The following is an 18709-nucleotide window of genomic DNA, read 5'->3' on the forward strand; positions in this document are numbered from 1 at the left end:
CGCCAGCCGCGGCGGTTATGCGGGATAATCGGAAGATCGCAAACGACAAGGAGGGACCAGCATGGCGGTGCATGGGAAGGCGATCCTGGCCGGCGGCTGCTTCTGGGGCATGCAGGACCTGATCCGCAAACAACCCGGCGTGATCGCGACCCGGGTCGGCTACACGGGCGGCGACGTCCCCCACGCGACCTACCGCAATCACGGCACGCACGCCGAGGCCATCGAAATCGTCTACGACCCGGCGGTCACCGATTACCGCACGCTGCTGGAGTTCTTCTTCCAGATCCACGATCCGACGACGAAGAACCGCCAGGGCAACGACGTGGGGACCAGCTACCGCTCGGCGATCTTCTACCTCGACGACGAGCAGAAGCGGGTCGCTTTGGACACCATCGCCGACGTCGAGGCGTCCGGCCTATGGCCGGGCAAGGTGGTGACCGAGGTCAGCCCCGCGGGCGATTTCTGGGAGGCCGAGCCCGAGCATCAGGACTACCTGCTGCGCTACCCCAGCGGGTACACCTGCCACTTCGTGCGTCCCGGCTGGAAGTTGCCGCGTCGGGCCGCCGCCGGCAGCTGATTCAGTTTCCGGCGGGTCGCCGCCGGTGGACGACGATGCGCCCGCCGTTCTTGGGGGTGTAGGCGACACCGCGGGAGTACCACCGCTCGCCCGGCGCCGCCGTGGTCTCGATTGTGAACTCGCGCAGCACCGTTCGCAGCACCACGTCCATCTCCATGTTGGCGAACGCGGCACCCACGCAGCGGCGGGTGCCGCCGCCGAACGGGATCCACGCGAAGGTGGACGGCTTGCCTCCGATGTAGCGCTGCGGGTCGAAGCGCTCCGGGTCGGGATAGATGTCGGGATCGTCGTGGATCTGCGAGATGCTCACGATGATCGAATCCCCTTGGGGGAGGACCCATTCGCCGAGCTGGAAGGTCGGCGGAAAGACGCGGCGCGCGCAGAACAGGATGACGGTCCTGGCCCGCTGGACCTCCAGGATCGTCGCCTGACGCAGCTCGTTCCCGCCGTCATCGGCTTCCTCCACCAGGGCGGATAGCACGTCGGGGTGGCGGGTCACCCGCTCGAACGCCCACGCCAGCGTGGCCGCCGTCGTTTCGTGCCCGGCGGCCAGGAGCGCGAGCAATTCGTCACCAATGTCCTTGTGCGACATGGGGGAACCGTCGTCGTAGGTGCTGCGCAGCAGGAGGGCGAGCACATCGGTCCGTTCGGCGAAGTTCGGATCCGCCCGCTCGTCGGCGATGAGCTTGTCGATAACGACGTCATATTGGCGCCGCCACCAGTCCAGCCGGCCCCACGGGGTGAACCGGCCATATGTCCGTTCGGGTTTCGGTAATACGGCCAGGCGTGAGCCCAGGGTGACCCAGGGCGGGATGAGACTGCGCAGCTGGTCCAGTTCGGCGCCGTCGGCGCCGAAGACCGCGCGCAAGATGGCGTTGAGCGTGATGCGCATCATCGAGGGCAGGGTCGGGAAGGGCTGGCCCTCCGGCCAGTTGGCCGTTTCGCGCAGGGTCTCCTCTTCGATGATGGCCTCGTAGTTCTTCATGCTCTTGCCGTGGAACGGCGGCGCCAACAGCCGCCGCCGCTGGCGGTGCTCGTCGCGGTCCAACGCGAACACCGAACCGGTGCCGAACATCCGGCTCAGGTTGGGCTGAATGTTGCCGAGCTCCTCGGGACTGGTGGTGAACACCTGCTTCGCCAGCTGCGGGTCGCACACGATAACGGCGCGACCGAAAATCGGGATGGTAAGCGTGAAGACGTTGCCGTAGCGGCGCGCCAACCGCTTGATCATCCCGCGCCGCGAGATCGCAAATCCGATGCCGGACAGCAGCTTCGGGATTCGCGCCGTGGGCGGCATTCTGACGGCGGGGGTGCCCGACGGGGCGATGACGACGTCGCTCATGGCGTTGCTGCTCCCCATATCTACCCCGGATCCGAGGCGGTACCGCGGTGTACCAAAACCTTTCCGGATACGGTACTCTGTGGTACCAAGCCTGACAAGGGATTCACCGAAAGGGGGGGCCGTGACATCAGTGGTTGACGACGCGGTCCTGGCCAAGCCCGATGCGTTTCGGCTCCGGCTACTCGACGGCCTGGCCGCCTCGATCGGCGAGCGCGGCTACCGAACCAGCACGGTCGCCGACATCGTCCGCCACGCCCGCACCTCCAAGCGCACCTTCTACGACCAGTTCGCCAGCAAAGAGGAGTGCTTCCTGGAACTGCTGCGGGCCGACATCGAGAGGCTGGGCGAGAACATCGCCGCGGCCGTGGACCCGGAGGCCGACTGGCACCGGCAGATTCGTCAGGCCGTCGAGGCCTACGTCGAACACATGGAGGCCCGCCCGGCCATCACCTTGAGCTTGATTCGTGAGCTCCCCTCGCTGGGTGCTGTCGCTCGCCCGGTCCAGCGCCGCGGGTTGCAGCTGCTGTCCAACCTGCTGATCGACCTCAGCGCCAGCCCGGGATTCCGGCGCGCGGACCTGCCGCCGTTGACCGCGCCGCTGGCCGTGATTCTGTTGGGCGGCCTGCGCGAGCTGACCGCGCTGGCGGTAGAGGATGGCAGGCCGGTGCGCGAGATCGTCGAACCGGCGGTGGACGCGTCCATAGCCCTGCTCGGGCCGCGACACTAGGTTTGATCGCGGACCCGACAGACGGAGGACGCGATGCGGCTATCGACCCGGAACCAACTCAAAGGAACCATCACCGAGGTCGATCTCGGCGCCGTGATGGCGATCGTGAAGGTCAAGCTCGACGGCGGCGACCAGATCGTCACGTCGTCGGTCACCAAGGACGCGGCGGTCGACCTCGGCCTGGCGGTCGGTCAGCCCGCGACCGTTTTCATTAAGTCCACCGAGGTCACGATCGGCGTCGAGTAGCCATCGCGACACTTAACTCACGCCCCGACACCCCGAAAAACGCAGCAGCAGTTTAATTTTCGCCGCGAAGGAACGCGCGCAGCGTTACGGTCGATGGCGTGTGTGCGTGAAGGCCACACTGGCCAGCATCGTTTGGGCCGGCCGCGACAGGCGCTGGCGGCCAAAGGCGAGCACCTTGCTCGGCTCCACCGCGAAGACGAGTGAATGGATCCCGGCGCGGTGGAAGCCGGCGTCTGTCGCCTCGAAATCCCAAGCGCCCTTCCACTTGGTCAGCCATGCCACGGCAAGACGCTCCAACGTTGACCTGTCGACGACGCGGCGTGCCTTACCTTCGACCACTACGTCGAGTCCCCGGTCCCAGGTGTTGCACCCCGTGGTGAGTACCACGTTCGGGTTGTGCGCCAGGTTGACGCCCTTCTGCTCCGTCTCGCCCGTGCCGAAGTACAGCACTCCGTCAAGCCACACCGCGACCAGCGGCGTGACGTGTGGGCGCCCGTCCGACCGCACCGTCGACAGCCAGCTGACCTGAGCCGCGGTCAGCACCTCGCACGCCGCGGCCCAGGTGGTGGGCTGGGTGCCGGCGTCACTGAACCGCTCGTCCAGCCGGGTGGATACGGAGCCCTGTTCGAACGACACGTCGCCTCCCCAACTGATCTTATTTTGCAATCGGTTTTAGCGTAGGGCACACTGGTGCGTAAATGCAACCAGTTTGGAGCTGAGGGCGGTGCGTAAAGGGGCGCGATCGGGGTGCCCGGTCAATTTGTCGCTGGAGATCTTCGGGGACCGGTGGAGCCTGCTTGTACTGCGCGACATCATCTTCGGTGGCTCCAGGCACTTCCGTGAGCTGCTCAACGGCCCCGAGCGAATCTCGTCGAACATTCTCGCCGACCGGCTCGGCGCGCTCGTCGAGCACGGGCTGCTCACCAAGTCCGACGACCCTTCCCACAAGCAGAAGGTCACCTACAGCCTCACCGAGCAGGCGATCGAACTAGTGCCGGTTCTCGCCCAACTCACCGCCTGGGGGATGCGGCACCTTCCCGTCGGAGACGACTACGCCGCGCGCGGGACTGCGCTCGTCGCCGGTGGACCTCCGCTATGGGAGGACTTCATGGACGAGCTGCGCGAGACTCACCTCGGGCCACAAGCACGCAAGAAAGCCGCCTCACCCGGTCCCACCGTCGCGGCGCAGCTACAGGCCGCTTACGAATCCGGCCGCCCGCACCCAGTCGACTCGTGATGCCTCGGTTCACGTTTCGGCGGCGAGGAAAGCGCGCAGCCGGTCGAGCACCAGTTCGGGTCGCTGCTCGACGATCCAGTGACCGACGCCGTCGACTAGCTCGACCTTGAAATCGCTTATCCGGTCGCCGTATCCGTCCAGCAGGTCCGGGGTGAGCACCGGGTCCTTCGTTCCACACAGCCACCGCACCGGCACGTCGACGCGGGCGTCGTCGTATTCGCCGCGCATCCAGCCCAACAACTCCTTGGTCTGAAATGTGCGATACCACTTCGAACCGGCCACCGCGTGCCCCGGCTGGCGCATGCACTCGATATAGAAGCGGACGTCGTCCTCGGGCACCAAATACCCGCCGCCGACCCAGGACGCCAGCAGTCGGTAGAACCTGGCCTTGGGGTCGCCGATCACCCGTGGACCGATCACCGGCAGCATGATCGGCACCTGGTACCAGAACCGCCAGATGTTGCGGAGCATCGCAAGGTCGCGCTTCAGGTACGGCGCAGCGGTGTTCATGCCGAAAAATCCTGTGACCTTTTCCGGGTGGCGCAGCATCATGATGAACGCGATCGGCCCACCCCAATCGTGGGCGGCGAGCGTGACCGTCGCGACCCCCAGGCGGTCCAGCACCGCGGCAAGGTCGTCGGCCATGTCGTTCTTGAGGTAGTCCGAGCGGGGCGCCGAACTCCAGCCCGCGCCGCGCAGGTCGGGACACAGCACCCGGTAGCCGTCGGCGGCCAGCGGGGGAATCAATTCACGCCATTCCCACCAGTTTTGGGGGAAGCCGTGCACCAGCATCACCGCCGGTCCGTTCGCCGGGCCCGCGTCGGCGACGTGGATCGTCACCCCGTCGCCGAGTTCCACGTACCTGTGTTCGACACCGTTCAGCGCGGGCATAGCGACCATGAATTGAAACGTAGCCGACCGCCGCGTCAGGTCAGGAACCGGTCGACGTATGGCGCGAAGCGCTCCCGCAGCGCCTCCTCCGTCAACCCGAACATCTCGTACGACGTCTTGACGTTTCCCAACCGGCCGCGCTGATGCCCCGCCAGGTAGCCGGTGACCGCGGCGCGCACCTGGTCGGTGAACGGTTCGCCGGCCAGCCCGTAGACCCGCTCCGCCACGCCGAGCTCGTCGGCCATGAAGTCGTCGAAACGGATGTCGACCGAGCGTTCCGGACCGACGGTGTCGCGGTCGCGGACCAGCGCGCTCAGCATGTCGTCCAGGCGGTCGACCCACTGCTCCGCGATCTTTTCCACCGGCACGGGTGAGCGGTGCATGCGCGCGGAGTAGGTGATCATCGCGATCATCGACAGCGCCACCGGGACCGGATCGCGATGGGTGAACACGACGATGCTGCCCGGGAAAACCCGGTCCAGCACCGGCACCTGCTCGAGATGCTGCGGCGACTTGAGCAGCCAGCGCCGCCCGCCGCGCAGGAACTGCATGGCTTTGAGTTGCCGGGCCAGGTACTCGTAGTGGGGCGTCTGGTCGTGCGCCTGGTAGTAGGCGCGCCAGCGCGGCGCCTCGGCGAGAGTCTCGAAGAGCATCGTGGAGAAGTCGTTGGCGAGCAGTTGGATTTCCTCGTGCACGTGGTCCGTGGTCATCTCGTGCATCAGCGGGAAGTAGGGCATCACGGTGTTGATGACCCCGACCCCGACGTCCATCCGGGTCCGCCGGGGATCCGGCTCGATTCCCACCTCGGCCGGGAGCGGGAACGGCTCGACGCTTTCCCAGTACGGCATGGTGCGGAAGGTGGGCGGCGCCGCCAGAAGGTTGTGCAGGTGGGTGGTGCCGGTGCGGGGCAGGCCGGCGATCACGATCGGCGGCTGCAGGTCGATGTCGTCGATCTCGGGATGCCGGCGCAGCAGGTCGGTGAACAGCAGCCGGTTCTTCAGCAGCTGCACCAGCTGCGCGAAGAAGTTGACCACCCCGGCCGGCTGCAGCCCGTCGATGGCCCGCAGGTCGGCGAGGTAGACGTCGAGTCGTTCTCGATAGTCGTCCGCGCCGAAATCGTCCAGGCCGGTGTCGGCGCTGGCCCTCGCGTGCAGGGCGTCGGCATCGAGCGGACAGTCCGCGGCCATGGTGGCCATCATGTCCAGGATCTGCTGGGCCTCCGCGCCGAATCGGGGCTCGGCCAGGTCTTCTAAGCGAACAGCATTGGTCACGGCGACTTATGTTACTCTGAGTTACGTAATGACGATAGACTTTGGCCGGCCCCGTGACCCGCGTATCGACGCCGCGGTGCTGCGCGCGACCGTCGAACTGCTCGCGGAAACCGGGTATTCCGGCCTTCTGGTCTCCGCCATTGCCGAGCGGGCCGGCACCAGCAAGCCCGCGATCTATCGACGCTGGCCCAGCAAGGCGCACCTCGTGCACGAGGCGGTGTTCCCGATCGGCGCCGCGACCGCGATCCCCGACACCGGGTCACTGCCCGACGACCTGCGCGAAATGGTGCGCCGCGCAATGGCTTTCCTGACGACTCCGGCCGCCCGGGCCGCGCTGCCGGGGCTGGTCGGCGAGATGGCCGCCGACCCGACCCTGCATTCGGCGCTCTTGGAGCGGTTCGCCGACGTCATCGCCGGTGGCCTCGCCGAGTGGCTGCAGGCCGCGGCCGCACGGGGCGAGGTGCGCGCCGACGTCAGCGCCGCCGAACTGGCCGAGGCCGTCGCAGGCCTGATCCTGGTCACCCTGCTCACCCGTGCCAAGGAACTCGACGACGCGTGGATCGACCGCACCACCACGCTGCTACTGAAGGGAATCAGCGCATGACGCACGACTCGACGGCCGCATGGCAGGAGCTGCTCGCCACCCTCGGCACCCTCGACCGCTCCTTCCTCGAGGGCGACCGCGCCGTCACCGACGATCGCCACATCGCCGACGGCTACCGCATGCTCGCGGCCACACTGGGCGTGGCCTTCGACGCCTACCTGTTCCCCGAGCCCGGCCGCCCTCAGTTCGTCGCGGTGAACACGCCGTTCCGGCGCGACCGTCGGTGGGGCGGCGACAACACCGACGCCTACTACTTCTTGTGCCCGGTCGACCCCAGGCGGCGCTACCGCGTCAGCGGCAATCGCGGTGACAGCGTGTACTTTTCGGTGACGGCCTACAACGAACCCTCGCCCGGCGCGTGGTCGGACCGGGTCGTCGCGATCGTCCGCGACAGCGACCTCGACATCGACGCCGATGGCAACTTCAGTTTCGAATTCCCACCAACGCCGGACGCGGCCGTGCTGATGACCCGCGACTACCAGGCCGACCCGCTGACCGGCCGCCCGGTGGTGTGGAACATCGAGGCGCTCGACGAGCCGGACCCGATCCGGCACGGCGACGCCGAGACCGCGGCGAGCCTGCGGGCGGCGGCCACCTGGCTGCGCACGATGTTCGCCATCGTGCCGCTGGCCGTCGGCACCAGAGCGGACGATGAGCACGGGCTCGGGCACGAGACCGCCCACGCGGCAAACGAATTCGCCGATCCCTACCAGGTGCCCGACGCCAACTTCGGCTGGTCGGCGCGTGACGCGTGCTATTCCTACGGCAGTTTCGTGCTCGACGACGACGAGGCGCTGGTCATCACGCACCGACCGCCGGCCTGCCGGTTCTGGAACATGGTGGTGTGGAACCAGTTCATGGCCACCTATGGCGCGGCCGACGCCAGGTGTTCCATCAACGGAAGCAGCGCCGCGCTCAACGACGACGGCTCGGTGACGATCGTGTTGTCCCGCGGCATGACGACCCACCCGAATTCGCTGACCACGCTTGACTATCCGCGCGGCAACCTCGCCTTCCGGTGGTTCCTGGCCGACGGTGTGCCGGCGCGGCCCCAGGTGCAACTGGTGAAACTACGCGACCTCGCGGACCAGCTCGATGGCCCGCCCCAGAGTGCCCAACTTGGCCTCTAGCGTTTCCCCCGCGGGATACAACCGCACGGTGTCGACGCCGGCGTCGCGCCAGACCCCGAGGCGCGCCCGGACCATCTCCTCGGTTCCGATCAGCGTGGTGGCCAGCACCATCTCATCGGTCACCAGCTCCGCGGCGCCGTCGCGGTCGCCCCGTTGCCACCGCTCCCGGGCCTCGGCCGCGACGTCGGCCCAGCCCTGCCGGCTGTAGGCCTGGTTGTAGAAATTCGTTCTCGACGACCCCATGCCGCCGAGGCTGAAGGCGAGCTCCTTCTTGCGGCCCGCGATCATGCTGCGCAGCTCGTCCTCGTCGGCGGCGAAGGCGACCTCGGCTCCCTGGCAGACGTCGATGTCGGCGCGAGTGCGACCCGCGGCCGCCAGCCCCTGGTCGAGGTGGGAGAAATAGGCGTCGCCGGAGCCCTCGGGAACGAAGCTGGTGCCCAGCCACCCGTCGGCGATGCGCCCGGTCAGCCGCAGCATCGCCGGTGACAACGACGCCAGGTAGATCGGAATGGCGTGCTCGGCCCGGGTCGACAGTCGCATCGGCACCCCCTCGCCGCCGGGCCGGGGAATCTGAAACTCCTTGCCGGAGTGCGAGATCTTGCCGCCAGCGAACACCTGCCGCACGATGTCGACGGTTTCGGCCATCCGCGCCAGCGGCCGGCCGAACGCCACCCCGTGCAGGCCCTCGATCACCTGGGGACCCGACGCCCCCAGCCCGAGCAGGAACCGACCGTTCGACAGGTTCGACAGCGTGATCGCGGTCTGGGCGACCATGACGGGCGACCGGACGCCGACTTGCAGGACACCCGAACCGAGCAGCATCCGCTCGGTCCGCGCCGCGAGGTAGCCCAGCGCCGAGGGCGCGTCGGCGCCCCAGGCCTCGGCCACCCAGCAAACGTCGAGACCCAACCTTTCCGCCTCGACGGCGAACTCGGCGACTTCGTTTGCAGTGCGGGACAATTCGACCGTCGTCGCCGTGCGCATCAACGCACCCCGTGCTCGGCGAGCCTCTTGAGCGCGGCCAGCGTCTTGCCGATCGCACCCTCGAACTCTCGCATCCGCACGAAGACGATCTTTTCCTCTTTGTCCGGCATCGCGTCGATGGCCACCGACAGCCCGGACCGCCCCGGTCCCATCTGCATCCAAAAGTTCAGCAGCGTGCCGCCGTCGCGGGGCATCAACCGGAATCGCCAGGTCGCCGAGGGATGATCGGGTTCGCCCACGGCCCAGGCGAATACGCGCGGGGCGTCGCACGCGACGATCTGTGAGGTGGTGCTCCACTGGCCGAACGCGTCGTGCTCGTTGTGTCCGACGAACCGGGCGCCGACGCGGGGCCGGTCCGAGCCGTCCGCCCACTCCACCGCCTTCAACTCGTTGCTGAACGTCGGCATCAGCTCGATGTCGGAGACCAGATCCCACACCCGCGCCGGGTCGGCGTCGATCCACGTCGAGGCTTCCACCGTGGGGGTATCCGCGTAGCGTGCGCCGGTCCATTCCACGCACCTCATTGTCCCCCCGAACGGTCCCGAGGCAATGCCTCGGGACCGAAGCGGGACTCATACGTTATGCGGCGACCGGAACCCGATCCGCGGGGCGGTCACCGCCGGGTTTCCGCACCCAGGAGTCCGGGAAGGTCAGCTTGACGATCTTGCGGACGACGGTGCCGAACTGCCGCGGCAGCGGCCCGCGGTTGTAGGGGATGCCGTAGCGCCGGCAGATCTCCTGCACCTCGGGCGCGATGTCGGCGTACCGGCGGGCCGGCATGTCCGGGAACAGGTGGTGCTCGATCTGGTGCGACAGGTTGCCGGACATCAGGTGAAAGAGCTTGCCCCCGGTCAGGTTTGCCGATCCCAGCACCTGGCGGAAGTACCACATACCGCGGGACTCGTCCTTGGTCTCCTCGACGGTGAATTCCTGGGTTCCGTCCGGGAAGTGGCCGCAGAAGATGATCATGTACGACCACACGTTGCGCATCAGGTTGGCCGAGAGGTTCCCCGCGAAGACGAACGGCGCGAACGGCCCGGCGAGCAGCGGGAAGGCGACGTAGTCCTTGAGCGTCTGCCGGCGGGTCTTCTTCCAGATCTCGCGCAGCACCTCACGCTTGTCGCGCAGCCGGATCTCGCCGGAGCGGATGCGCTCGGTTTCCAGCTCGTGCAGCGCGACGCCGTACTGGAACAGCACCATCAGCAGGAACGCGTAGACCGGGTTGCCCAGGTAGTAGGGGTGCCACCGCTGGTCTTCGCTGATCCGCAGGACGCCGTAGCCGATGTCGCGGTCCATCCCCACGATGTTGGTGTGGGTGTGGTGCATGTAGTTATGGCTGTGCCGCCACTGGTCGGCCGGGCAGGAGGTGTCCCACTCGAACGTGCGGCCGTTGATCGCCGGGTCACGCATCCAGTCGTACTGACCGTGCATGATGTTGTGCCCGATCTCCATGTTGTCGAGGATTTTCGACACGCCCAGCATCAGGGTGCCCAGCGGCCACGCCGGCGGCAGGAACAGCAGCGCGCGTCCGCCGACCTCCAGCGCGCGCTGGGCCTTGATGACGCGGCGGATGTAGTCGGCGTCCTCTTCGCCCAGGTCCGCCATCACGCGTTCCTTGATGGCGTCGAGTTCGCGGCCGAACGCCTCGGCCTGCTCGGGTGTGAGGGTGATCGTGTTGTGTGTCATGGCTTTTCCTTTCAAGGCTCGGAACCTAAAGGGATAGGTCCACGTCACCGACGGCAACGGACACGCAGATCTGGACGTCCTCGTCGGGCTGGGTCGACACCGCGCCGGTGATCAGGTTGCGCACCGTTCCGGCGGTCTTGCGCCGCGTGCAGGTGTGGCAGATGCCCATCCGGCACCCGTTCTGTGGCGTCAGGCCGGCCGATTCGGCCTGCTCCAACAGCGAACGACCGTCGTCGTCGACGTCGATCCCGCTGTCGGCGAACGTGATTCGCCCGCCCGACGGGTTGGCCGGTGCGTCGAAGACCGGCGGCACGAAGCTCTCGGTGTACACGTTGTCGCAGTGCTCCCGCACCGCCTCGACCAAAGCCGTTGGCCCGCAGACGAACACCGCGTCGGGGTCGGGCATCGCGGCGGCCAGGTGCTCCGGCCCGAACCGGCCGGCGAGGTCGCCGGCCCCGGAACGGGTGTAGCCGTGCAGCACGCGGACACCGGGCTGATCGTTGTGGGCGGCGAGTTCCTCGCGGTAGCACGCCTCGGCGGGGGTGCGGGCGTAGTGCACGAACGCGACCTCGCCCGGATGGCGCTCGGCGATCAGGGTGCGCAGCATCGCCATCACCGGCGTGATGCCGCTTCCGCCGGAGACGAACAAGATCCGCCGGGGGCGCGCCGCGGGCAACACAAAGTCACCGCCGGTGCCGGCCAGGCCGACGACCATGCCGCGGCGGGCCCGCTCGTACAGGTAGCTCGACACCAGCCCGCCGTCGTGGTGACCGATCGTCAGCTCGAGGTCGGCGCTGCCTTCGGCGTTGGCCGGCGAGTAGCAGCGGGTGTGGCGCCGACCGTCGATGTCGACGGTGAGGTTGACGTACTGGCCGGCCTTGAGGGTGTGGTTGGACGCGAAGGCCTGGTTGGGGGTGAGCGTGAGGGTGACGCTGCGCGGCGTGCTGCGGCGCACGTCGACGACCTTGGCGCGGGCCTCGCCCAGCGTCCACGTCGGCGCCACCAGTTCGGTGTAGCGGTCCACACCGTGCGGACCGGTGAGGAGGTCTAACAGGTCTGAGCCCAGGACGCGCTTGCGCAGGGTTTGCGCGAGGTTCCGGGTCGAAGTCTGAGTGAACATATGTACACCGTGCGCGCACCCCCCGCAGGTCGTCAAGGGTTTAGTGCACGTTTGTGGTAGGGTTCACATAGTGAACAGCCGTACTCCTAGCTCACGCCCGCATCGGTCGGGTCGGGAGCGCTCACGCGAGAACCCGTCGCGTGAGGAGCGCAAGGAGGCCACGCGTCGCGCCATCATCGCCGCGGCCCTCAAGCTGCTGCAGGACCGCAGCTTTTCCAGCCTCAGCCTGCGCGAGGTGACCCGCGAGGTCGGGATCGTGCCCGCGGCCTTCTACCGTCACTTCGAGTCGATGGAGGCCCTCGGGCTGGTTCTGATCGACGAATCGTTTCGCACCCTGCGCGACACCCTGCGCGGGGCGCGGACCGGCCGGCTGGATCCGAACCGGGTGATCGAGTCGTCGGTCGAGACCGTCATCGCCAGCATCACCGATCGCCGCGAGCACTGGCGGTTCATCTATCGGGAACGCTCGGGCGGGGTCACCGTGCTGCGCTACGCCATCCGCACCGAACTGCGGCTGATCACCTCCGAACTGGCCACCGACCTGGCCCGCTTCAACAGGCTCAACGAGTGGAGCACCGAGGACCTCAACGTCCTGGCGACGCTGTTCGTGAACTCGATGATCGTCATCGCCGAGGCGATCGAGGACGCCCAGACCACCGAGGCCATCGAGGACATCCGGCGGCTCGCCGTCAAGCAGTTGCGGATGATCACCATCGGCATAGCCGGCTGGCGGAGCGCTCCCTAGCGGCGGTCACTTCGTCGCCGGAGTGAACAACCGAGCACTAATTTTCGGTCTGTTCGTCGACGACCTCGTACAGCGATTCGCCGTCCTCGGGGGCGCCGTCGATTTGGGACCGGTGGGCGCGCCCGGGGCCCCCGCCGTCGGTGGTGTCGATCGGCGCGCTCGCGCCGGTGAATACGTCCGGCTCCTCTTCGGCCAGCCGCTGGTCGAGGGATTCGCCCTCCCGCTCCTCGCGGGCCGTCACCCCGAAGCGGTCGGCTTCGCTCCAGCCCTCGGGCGGGTCGACGACGATGTCGCCGTCGTCGTTGCGCAGCTCGTCGGAGTCGGTGCCTTCGCTCGGATTGAGGGTGTCGCCTGGACCGCCCTCCTCGGGAAAGTCGCCGTTGTCGATAGCCATACGCAAACGGTTGCCCCAGCCCCCGGCGATTAAACTTTCGCAATTCCCGACGTGACCAACGCCGCAGGCACATACGCTGCGAGTTCGGGCAACTTCACCAAGCGAGAGAGTCTCGGCACATGTTCTTCCGCGCATCACCGGTCGCCGCGGCCATCCTGACGGTCGGGTCGGTAGTCGGGTTTGCCCCGGCGGCCCTGGCCGACGTCGCCGACGACTCCTTCATCCAAGCCCTGGACGGCTACGGCATGCAGTACGGCACACTCGACAACGCGATCGGTGTGGCCAAGACCTACGTTTGCGGCCAACTCGCCGCCAACCCGAGCGAACCGATGAACGATGTCGTTTCCGGCGTGGCGGACAACACCAACTGGTCCATCGCCGACAGCACCTTCTTCACCGGGTCGGCGATCACCGCGTACTGCCCGCAGTACCAATACATCGCCAGTGGGCCGACCAACGTGCCGATTTCCTAAACGCCGTTTTCAGCGCGGCTGCCGCCACATCGCCCACAGCGTCGGGCCGCCGTCGGGCAACTCGATCTCGCGGGTGACGCTGAACCCGAAACGCTCGTAATACGGCACGTTTTCGGGCTTGCTCGACTCGAGGTACGCCGGGCAATACTCGGCATCGCAGCGGTCCAGGCGGGACCGCATCAGGACCTGGCCGAAGCCCTGACCGCGGACCGTCGGGTCGCTCCCGATCACGGCGAGGTACCAGTGCGGTTCCTCGGGATGTTCGCGCTTCATGAGGTCCTGCACGGTGCGCGCCCTCGCCGAATCCGACCCGAAGACCCGGATGAAGCTCGGCAGCATCGCCAGCTCTTCCCAGCGGGACTGCCGCCACCGACCCGGCGGATCCCACAGGGCCGCCGCACCGACGCCCTGACCGTCGCAGGCCACCTCCACACCGCCGCCGGCCAGATGATGGCGGCGCGTCAACGTCGCGAACAGCCGGACCAGCTGGGTCGGCCGCGCGTCGTCGTCGGGCAGCATCCAGGTGGTGACGGGATCGTCGTGGAACGCCCGGGCCAGGGTGCGTGACAGCTCGCGGATGTCGGCTTTGCGCGCCGGGCGCGCCTGCGGGGCCACCCACGCCACGTTAGCGGGTGTGACGTGCCCCGTGCGGGGTATGCCGGTCCGGTGACGGGCATCTCGCGCCGCAAGCTGGGAAGCATGGTCGCCGGCGCGGGCGCGCTCGGCGCGGTCGGACTGCCGCAGGGCTGCGGGAAGCCGGAGGCCGGCCACGGCAATCCGACCGGTCCGCCGCCGGCGGCGGGTAAGGGCGTGGGGGTCGTGCTCTCGCACGAGCAGTTCCGCACCGACCAGTTGGTCGCGCAGGCCCGGGCGGCCGAGCAGGCCGGCTTTCAGTACGCGTGGGCCAGCGATCACATCCAGCCGTGGCAGGACAACGAGGGCCACTCGATGTTTCCGTGGCTCACCCTGGCCCTGGTCGGCAATGCCACCAGCCGAATCTCGTTCGGCAGCGGGGTGACCTGCCCGACCTATCGCTATCACCCCGCCACCGTGGCCCAGGCTTTCGCGTCGCTGGCGATCCTCAACCCGGGACGGGTGTTTCTGGGATTGGGCACCGGCGAACGGCTCAACGAACAGGCCACCACGAACGCGTTCGGCAACTACGCCGAGCGTCATGACCGGCTGATCGAGGCGATCGGACTGATCCGTCAGCTGTGGAGCGGATCGCGAATCTCCTTTTCCGGCCGCTACTTTCAGACGAACGCTTTGAAGCTCTACGACACGCCCCCAACGCCGCCGCCGATTTTCGTCGCGGCCGGGGGGCCCAAGAGCGCGAAGCTGGCCGGTCAGTACGGCGACGGCTGGATCACCCAGGCCCACGACGTGACGAACGCGAAGTTGCTCGCCGCGTTCGGCGCGGGAGCGCAGGCCGCCGGGCGGGACGCCGCCAATTTGGGAAAGCGCGCCGAACTTTTCGCAGTCGTCGGCACCAACGACGTGGCCGCCCGCGCCGCCACGCTGTGGCGCTTCACCGCCGGCGCCGTCGACCAGCCGAACCCCGTCGAGATCCAACGCGCCGCCGAGTCCAATCCCATCGACAAGGTCCTGGCGAACTGGGCGATCGGCACCGATCCCGCGGCCCACATCGACGCCGTGCAAAGGGTTCTCGACGCCGGGGCGACCCCGTTTCTGCACTTCCCCCAGGACGACCCGGTCGCCGCGATCAACTTCTACGGCGGCAACGTCTTGCCCAGGCTCCGCTGAAGCGGCCCGGGTAGGTTCGGGCGACGGCGGGTACCCGAGGGGTTGCGGAAACCCGCGACCGAACACTATGGACCCTTCACACGCAAGCCCCAACCACGAGGCCTCCAATCACGAGCTGGCCGTGCGCATGGCCGAGCTCGCTCGGGAGATCTCCGCGCCCCGCGCGCTCGAGCACGTGCTCGCCGATGTGACCGCCGCGGCCGTGCAGCTCATACCCGGAGCCGACGTCGCGGGCGTGCTGCTCGTGAAAGCGGGCGGCGACTTCGAGTCGCTGGCGGACACCGACGACCTGGCCGGGCAGCTGGACAAGCTGCAGCACGACTTTGGCGAAGGCCCCTGCGCCGACGCCGCTCTCAAGCAGACGATCGTGCGGACCGACGACCTGCGCAGCGAGCCGCGCTGGCCGAGATACGCGCCGGCGGCGGTGCAACTCGGCGTGCTCAGCAGCCTGTCGTTCAAGCTCTACACCGCCGACCGCACGGCGGGCGCGCTGAACTTGTTCAGCTTCAACGCCGGCGTGTGGGACACCGAAGCGGAGACCATCGGATCGGTGTTCGCCGCGCACGCGGCCGCCGCGATCATGGCCGGGCGCCATGGCGAGCAGATGGAGTCGGCGCTGTCGAGTCGAGACCGCATCGGTCAGGCCAAGGGCATCATCATGGAGCGCTACGGCGTGGACGACGTGCGCGCCTTCGAGATGCTGCGGGCGCTGTCGCAGGAAAGCCAGAACAAGCTCGTCGACATCGCCCAGCGCGTCATCGAAACCCGCGGCGACGTCTGATCGCTTTCCGCCGCGATCTACGATGGGGTGCTTATCAACGAGTCCGGCGCGGCGCTGCGCCGGGGAACGGTTGGCCACGGTGTGGGACTTCGAAACTGACCCGGAATACCAGGCGAAGCTGGACTGGGTCGAAAAGTTCATGGTCGACGAGCTGGAACCGCTCGATCTGGTCGCACTCGACCCGTACGACAAGAAGAACGCCGAGATGATGGCGATCCTGCGGCCGCTGCAGCAGCAGGTGAAGGACCAGGGCCTGTGGGCCGCGCATCTACGGCCCGAGCTGGGTGGTCAGGGCTTCGGTCAGGTCAAGCTGGCGCTGCTCAACGAGATCCTCGGGCGCTCGCGTTGGGCGCCTTCGGTGTTCGGCTGCCAGGCGCCGGATTCGGGCAACGCCGAGATCCTCGCGCTGTTCGGCACCGACGAACAGAAGGCCCGCTACCTGCAGCCGCTGCTCGACGGCGAGATCACCTCGTGCTACTCGATGACCGAGCCGCAGGGCGGTTCGGATCCCGGGATGTTCGTGACGACGGCGACCCGGGACGGTGACGACTGGGTCATCAACGGGGAGAAGTGGTTCTCCAGCAACGCCAAACACGCGTCGTTCTTCATCGTGATGGCGGTGACCAAACCCGACGCCCGGACATACGACAAGATGTCGCTGTTCATCGTCCCGGGCGAGACGCCGGGCATCGAGATCATCCGCAACGTCGCGGTGGGCGGCGAGTCGGGAAGGCACGGCTCGCACGGCTACGTCCGCTACAACGACGTGCGGGTGCCGGCCGATCATGTGCTGGGCGGCGAGGGTCAGGCGTTCATGATCGCGCAGACCCGCCTCGGCGGCGGCCGGATCCACCATGCGATGCGCACGATCGCGTTGGCGCGCAAGGCATTCGACATGATGTGTGAGCGGGCGGTGTCACGCAAGACCCGGCACGGCCACCTGTCCGACTTCCAGATGACGCAGGAGAAGATCGCCGACAGTTGGATCCAGATCGAGCAGTTCCGGCTCCTGGTGCTGCGCACCGCGTGGTTGATCGACAAGCACCACGACTACCAGAAGGTGCGCCGCGACATCGCGGCGGTGAAGGTCGCCATGCCGCAGGTGCTGCACGACGTCGCGCAACGGGCGATGCACCTGCACGGCGCGCTCGGCGTCTCCGACGAGATGCCGTTCGTCAAAATGCTGGTGGCGGCCGAGTCGCTGGGCATCGCCGACGGCGCCACCGAGCTGCATAAGATGACGGTCGCCCGCCGGACGCTGCGCGAATACCAGCCTGTGACAACGCCTTTCCCGTCACAGCACATACCGACCCGGCGCGCCGAGGCGGAGGCCAGGCTGGCCGAGCGCCTGGAACACTCGATCGGCGAGTTTTAACCGCGAGCAGACGCAGAATCGCACTCGCCGCACGGTTTTGGTGCGATTCTGCGTCTGCTCGCCAACTTTCAGGAGATGTAGCGGACGATGCTTTCGGCCACGCAGGCCGGCTTGGGCGCGCCCTCGATCTCGATGGTGGTCGACACGGTCGCCTGCACGGCGCCGACGCCGAGGTCGTCGACGCTGACCAGCGAGCTTTGCGCGCGAACGCGCGAGCCGACGGGCACCGGAGCGGGGAAGCGAACCTTGTTGAGGCCGTAGTTGATTGCGAGCTTGATCCCCTTCACGGTGTACATCTCGTGCTGCAAGCGCGGCAGCAGCGAAAGGGTCATGAAACCGTGGGCGATGGTCTTGCCGAACGGGCCCGCCGCCGCCCGTTCCGGGTCGACGTGGATCCACTGGTGGTCGCCGGTCGCGTCGGCGAACAGGTTGACGTCTTCCTGGGTGATGGTCACCCAGTCGCTCTGCCCGATGGTCTCGCCCGCGGCGGCGGCGAGGTCCGCTACTGATTCGAAGGTGCGCATTGGTTCTCCTCGGGATGCTGTCGATGCCCGCATGCACCCTATCGGAGCCGGCCATCGCCGTTTCGCGCGCCGCTGCGCGGGAAACCTGGGCCCCATGCCGGAAAACAAGGGCCACAGGGCCGAGGAAGACGTCGAGCCCGAGGTGCACGAGGCTCGATCACGGGCCGCCGCAGGGGACGACGACGGGTCGTACGTGGGCGCGGCCGGTTCCGACGACACTTTTGATGCGGGCGAGACGGGCGCCGAGGCGCGCAGCCGGGACGGCCAACGGTAGCGCAAGATGGCGGCGTGAGGCTGCTGCTGATTGCCGACACCCACGTCCCGCGCCGCGCCCGCGACCTGCCCGCGCAGGTTTGGGACGAGGTCGCCAGCGCCGATGTCGTGGTGCACGCCGGCGACTGGGTATCGACCGAATTGCTCGACGCGCTGGAAAGCCGGGCCGCGCGGCTGGTCGCGTGTTGGGGCAACAACGACGGGCCGGCGTTGCGTGCACGGTTGCCCGAACGCGCCGACGCCACGCTGGGCGGGCTGCGCCTGACCGTGGTTCACGAGACCGGCGCCGCGGCCGGCCGGGACGCGCGCATGTCGCGGCTCTATCCGGATCGCGACGTGCTGGTGTTCGGCCACAGCCACATCCCGTGGGATACGACGACGCCAACCGGGCTGCGCCTGCTCAACCCGGGTTCGCCAACGGACCGGCGCCGGCAACCGTTCTGCAGCTACATGACCGCAAGCGTCGACAACGGGCAGTTGACCGACGTGGTCCTGCATTCGCTCAACAAGTAGCTGGGAGCTAGCCCCCACACAGCTCGCACCCATATTTAGCTCGTAAACAGAG

24 protein-coding genes are annotated in these 18709 nt (G+C 67.8%); 13 read left to right on the forward strand and 11 right to left on the reverse strand.

What is annotated here, in order from left to right:
• Window positions 1-61: 61 nt before the first annotated feature.
• Window positions 62-577, forward strand: a complete 516-nt coding sequence (gene msrA, locus A9X00_RS21080) for a peptide-methionine (S)-S-oxide reductase MsrA (RefSeq protein WP_067157915.1) — start codon at window positions 62-64, stop codon at window positions 575-577.
• 1 nt (window position 578) lies between these two features.
• On the opposite strand, the gene A9X00_RS21085 is transcribed toward msrA, so the two are convergent.
• The gene (locus A9X00_RS21085) at window positions 579-1919 is read right to left on the reverse strand and encodes a cytochrome P450 (protein WP_067158098.1); all 1341 of its coding nucleotides are present in this window, start codon (window positions 1917-1919) and stop codon (window positions 579-581) included.
• Window positions 1920-2040: 121 nt separating this feature from the next.
• Between A9X00_RS21085 and A9X00_RS21090 the strand changes: the two genes are divergently transcribed.
• Window positions 2041-2646 carry a TetR/AcrR family transcriptional regulator gene (locus A9X00_RS21090; RefSeq protein WP_067157917.1) on the forward strand — a complete coding sequence of 202 codons (606 nt, stop codon included), beginning with the start codon at window positions 2041-2043 and terminating at the stop codon, window positions 2644-2646.
• Between the two features lie 33 nt (window positions 2647-2679).
• Entirely contained in the window at window positions 2680-2892 is a 213-nt protein-coding gene (locus A9X00_RS21095) for a molybdopterin-binding protein (protein WP_067157920.1), read from the forward strand.
• Window positions 2893-2976: 84 nt separating this feature from the next.
• On the opposite strand, the gene A9X00_RS21100 is transcribed toward A9X00_RS21095, so the two are convergent.
• The gene (locus A9X00_RS21100; RefSeq protein ID WP_067157922.1) at window positions 2977-3528 is read right to left on the reverse strand and encodes a pyridoxamine 5'-phosphate oxidase family protein; all 552 of its coding nucleotides are present in this window, start codon (window positions 3526-3528) and stop codon (window positions 2977-2979) included.
• Window positions 3529-3616: 88 nt separating this feature from the next.
• On the opposite strand from A9X00_RS21100, the gene A9X00_RS21105 reads away from it, so the two are divergent.
• The gene (locus A9X00_RS21105; protein WP_067157925.1) at window positions 3617-4129 is read left to right on the forward strand and encodes a helix-turn-helix domain-containing protein; all 513 of its coding nucleotides are present in this window, start codon (window positions 3617-3619) and stop codon (window positions 4127-4129) included.
• Between the two features lie 9 nt (window positions 4130-4138).
• Here the strand turns inward: A9X00_RS21105 and A9X00_RS21110 are convergent, their stop codons facing one another.
• Both A9X00_RS21110 and A9X00_RS21115 read right to left on the reverse strand, forming a co-directional pair.
• Complete coding sequence (locus A9X00_RS21110; protein ID WP_067157928.1) at window positions 4139-5029, reverse strand: alpha/beta fold hydrolase; 891 nt, start codon at window positions 5027-5029, stop codon at window positions 4139-4141.
• A 26-nt stretch (window positions 5030-5055) separates the two neighbouring features.
• A complete protein-coding gene (locus tag A9X00_RS21115) occupies window positions 5056-6291 on the reverse strand; it encodes a sulfotransferase (RefSeq protein WP_067157931.1) in 1236 nt (411 codons plus the stop codon).
• 28 nt (window positions 6292-6319) lie between these two features.
• Here A9X00_RS21115 and A9X00_RS21120 point away from each other — a divergent pair, with 28 nt between their 5' ends.
• Window positions 6320-6895, forward strand: a complete 576-nt coding sequence (locus A9X00_RS21120) for a TetR/AcrR family transcriptional regulator (protein ID WP_067157934.1) — start codon at window positions 6320-6322, stop codon at window positions 6893-6895.
• Window positions 6892-8025, forward strand: coding sequence for a DUF1214 domain-containing protein (locus A9X00_RS21125; RefSeq protein ID WP_067157937.1), 1134 nt, complete (start codon window positions 6892-6894; stop codon window positions 8023-8025). Before A9X00_RS21120 ends, A9X00_RS21125 begins: the two co-directional genes overlap by 4 nt.
• Here A9X00_RS21125 and A9X00_RS21130 read toward each other — a convergent pair.
• Genes A9X00_RS21130 through A9X00_RS21145 form a run of 4 tightly spaced genes read right to left on the reverse strand, consistent with a single transcriptional unit; the run spans window position 7966 to window position 11815 of the window.
• Complete coding sequence (locus A9X00_RS21130; RefSeq protein WP_067157940.1) at window positions 7966-9009, reverse strand: LLM class flavin-dependent oxidoreductase; 1044 nt, start codon at window positions 9007-9009, stop codon at window positions 7966-7968. The genes A9X00_RS21125 and A9X00_RS21130 overlap by 60 nt on opposite strands.
• Complete coding sequence (locus A9X00_RS21135) at window positions 9009-9533, reverse strand: SRPBCC family protein (RefSeq protein WP_197515222.1); 525 nt, start codon at window positions 9531-9533, stop codon at window positions 9009-9011. Before A9X00_RS21135 ends, A9X00_RS21130 begins: the two co-directional genes overlap by 1 nt.
• Window positions 9534-9588: 55 nt before the next feature.
• Window positions 9589-10695, reverse strand: a complete 1107-nt coding sequence (locus A9X00_RS21140) for an acyl-CoA desaturase (protein WP_067157945.1) — start codon at window positions 10693-10695, stop codon at window positions 9589-9591.
• A gap of 25 nt (window positions 10696-10720) precedes the next feature.
• Entirely contained in the window at window positions 10721-11815 is a 1095-nt protein-coding gene (locus tag A9X00_RS21145) for a ferredoxin reductase (protein WP_067157948.1), read from the reverse strand.
• Window positions 11816-11885: 70 nt separating this feature from the next.
• On the opposite strand from A9X00_RS21145, the gene A9X00_RS21150 reads away from it, so the two are divergent.
• Window positions 11886-12560 carry a TetR family transcriptional regulator gene (locus A9X00_RS21150; RefSeq protein ID WP_067157951.1) on the forward strand — a complete coding sequence of 225 codons (675 nt, stop codon included), beginning with the start codon at window positions 11886-11888 and terminating at the stop codon, window positions 12558-12560.
• A 37-nt stretch (window positions 12561-12597) separates the two neighbouring features.
• On the opposite strand, the gene A9X00_RS21155 is transcribed toward A9X00_RS21150, so the two are convergent.
• Window positions 12598-12954, reverse strand: coding sequence for a hypothetical protein (locus A9X00_RS21155; RefSeq protein ID WP_067157954.1), 357 nt, complete (start codon window positions 12952-12954; stop codon window positions 12598-12600).
• A gap of 119 nt (window positions 12955-13073) precedes the next feature.
• Here A9X00_RS21155 and A9X00_RS21160 point away from each other — a divergent pair, with 119 nt between their 5' ends.
• Window positions 13074-13427: a DUF732 domain-containing protein gene (locus A9X00_RS21160; RefSeq protein ID WP_067157957.1), complete on the forward strand. Its 354-nt coding sequence runs from the start codon at window positions 13074-13076 to the stop codon at window positions 13425-13427.
• Window positions 13428-13436: 9 nt separating this feature from the next.
• On the opposite strand, the gene A9X00_RS21165 is transcribed toward A9X00_RS21160, so the two are convergent.
• Window positions 13437-14042 (reverse strand): GNAT family N-acetyltransferase, encoded by a 606-nt coding sequence (locus A9X00_RS21165; protein WP_067158101.1) that lies wholly within the window; start codon window positions 14040-14042, stop codon window positions 13437-13439.
• Between the two features lie 51 nt (window positions 14043-14093).
• On the opposite strand from A9X00_RS21165, the gene A9X00_RS21170 reads away from it, so the two are divergent.
• From A9X00_RS21170 to A9X00_RS21180, 3 genes are all read left to right on the forward strand, one after another.
• On the forward strand, window positions 14094-15191 hold the full coding sequence (locus tag A9X00_RS21170; protein WP_067157960.1) for a F420-dependent hydroxymycolic acid dehydrogenase: 1098 nt from the start codon (window positions 14094-14096) through the stop codon (window positions 15189-15191).
• Window positions 15192-15258: 67 nt separating this feature from the next.
• On the forward strand, window positions 15259-15972 hold the full coding sequence (locus A9X00_RS21175; RefSeq protein WP_067157963.1) for a GAF and ANTAR domain-containing protein: 714 nt from the start codon (window positions 15259-15261) through the stop codon (window positions 15970-15972).
• Window positions 15973-16051: 79 nt separating this feature from the next.
• Window positions 16052-17347 carry an acyl-CoA dehydrogenase family protein gene (locus A9X00_RS21180; RefSeq protein WP_067158105.1) on the forward strand — a complete coding sequence of 432 codons (1296 nt, stop codon included), beginning with the start codon at window positions 16052-16054 and terminating at the stop codon, window positions 17345-17347.
• A gap of 68 nt (window positions 17348-17415) precedes the next feature.
• On the opposite strand, the gene A9X00_RS21185 is transcribed toward A9X00_RS21180, so the two are convergent.
• Window positions 17416-17871 (reverse strand): MaoC family dehydratase, encoded by a 456-nt coding sequence (locus A9X00_RS21185; protein ID WP_067157965.1) that lies wholly within the window; start codon window positions 17869-17871, stop codon window positions 17416-17418.
• A 94-nt stretch (window positions 17872-17965) separates the two neighbouring features.
• On the opposite strand from A9X00_RS21185, the gene A9X00_RS21190 reads away from it, so the two are divergent.
• Complete coding sequence (locus A9X00_RS21190) at window positions 17966-18145, forward strand: hypothetical protein (RefSeq protein ID WP_067157967.1); 180 nt, start codon at window positions 17966-17968, stop codon at window positions 18143-18145.
• A gap of 14 nt (window positions 18146-18159) precedes the next feature.
• Window positions 18160-18657, forward strand: a complete 498-nt coding sequence (locus A9X00_RS21195) for a metallophosphoesterase (protein WP_067157970.1) — start codon at window positions 18160-18162, stop codon at window positions 18655-18657.
• Window positions 18658-18709 lie beyond the last annotated feature (52 nt).

It is taken from the genome of Mycobacterium sp. 1245805.9, assembly GCF_001672915.1.
In the GTDB taxonomy this organism is placed as follows: domain Bacteria; phylum Actinomycetota; class Actinomycetes; order Mycobacteriales; family Mycobacteriaceae; genus Mycobacterium.

Bases quoted from the DNA above. Each gene is read 5' to 3' on its own strand.
- msrA (WP_067157915.1), top strand. From the start codon at position 62: ATGGCGGTGCATGGGAAGGCGATCCTGGCCGGCGGCTGCTTCTGGGGC.
- A9X00_RS21085 (WP_067158098.1), bottom strand. From the start codon at position 1,919: ATGAGCGACGTCGTCATCGCCCCGTCGGGCACCCCCGCCGTCAGAATG.
- A9X00_RS21095 (WP_067157920.1), top strand. From the start codon at position 2,680: ATGCGGCTATCGACCCGGAACCAACTCAAAGGAACCATCACCGAGGTC.
- A9X00_RS21110 (WP_067157928.1), bottom strand. From the start codon at position 5,029: ATGGTCGCTATGCCCGCGCTGAACGGTGTCGAACACAGGTACGTGGAA.
- A9X00_RS21120 (WP_067157934.1), top strand. From the start codon at position 6,320: ATGACGATAGACTTTGGCCGGCCCCGTGACCCGCGTATCGACGCCGCG.
- A9X00_RS21125 (WP_067157937.1), top strand. From the start codon at position 6,892: ATGACGCACGACTCGACGGCCGCATGGCAGGAGCTGCTCGCCACCCTC.
- A9X00_RS21130 (WP_067157940.1), bottom strand. From the start codon at position 9,009: ATGCGCACGGCGACGACGGTCGAATTGTCCCGCACTGCAAACGAAGTC.
- A9X00_RS21135 (WP_197515222.1), bottom strand. From the start codon at position 9,533: ATGAGGTGCGTGGAATGGACCGGCGCACGCTACGCGGATACCCCCACG.
- A9X00_RS21140 (WP_067157945.1), bottom strand. From the start codon at position 10,695: ATGACACACAACACGATCACCCTCACACCCGAGCAGGCCGAGGCGTTC.
- A9X00_RS21145 (WP_067157948.1), bottom strand. From the start codon at position 11,815: ATGTTCACTCAGACTTCGACCCGGAACCTCGCGCAAACCCTGCGCAAG.
- A9X00_RS21155 (WP_067157954.1), bottom strand. From the start codon at position 12,954: ATGGCTATCGACAACGGCGACTTTCCCGAGGAGGGCGGTCCAGGCGAC.
- A9X00_RS21160 (WP_067157957.1), top strand. From the start codon at position 13,074: ATGTTCTTCCGCGCATCACCGGTCGCCGCGGCCATCCTGACGGTCGGG.
- A9X00_RS21175 (WP_067157963.1), top strand. From the start codon at position 15,259: ATGGACCCTTCACACGCAAGCCCCAACCACGAGGCCTCCAATCACGAG.
- A9X00_RS21185 (WP_067157965.1), bottom strand. From the start codon at position 17,871: ATGCGCACCTTCGAATCAGTAGCGGACCTCGCCGCCGCCGCGGGCGAG.
- A9X00_RS21190 (WP_067157967.1), top strand. From the start codon at position 17,966: ATGCCGGAAAACAAGGGCCACAGGGCCGAGGAAGACGTCGAGCCCGAG.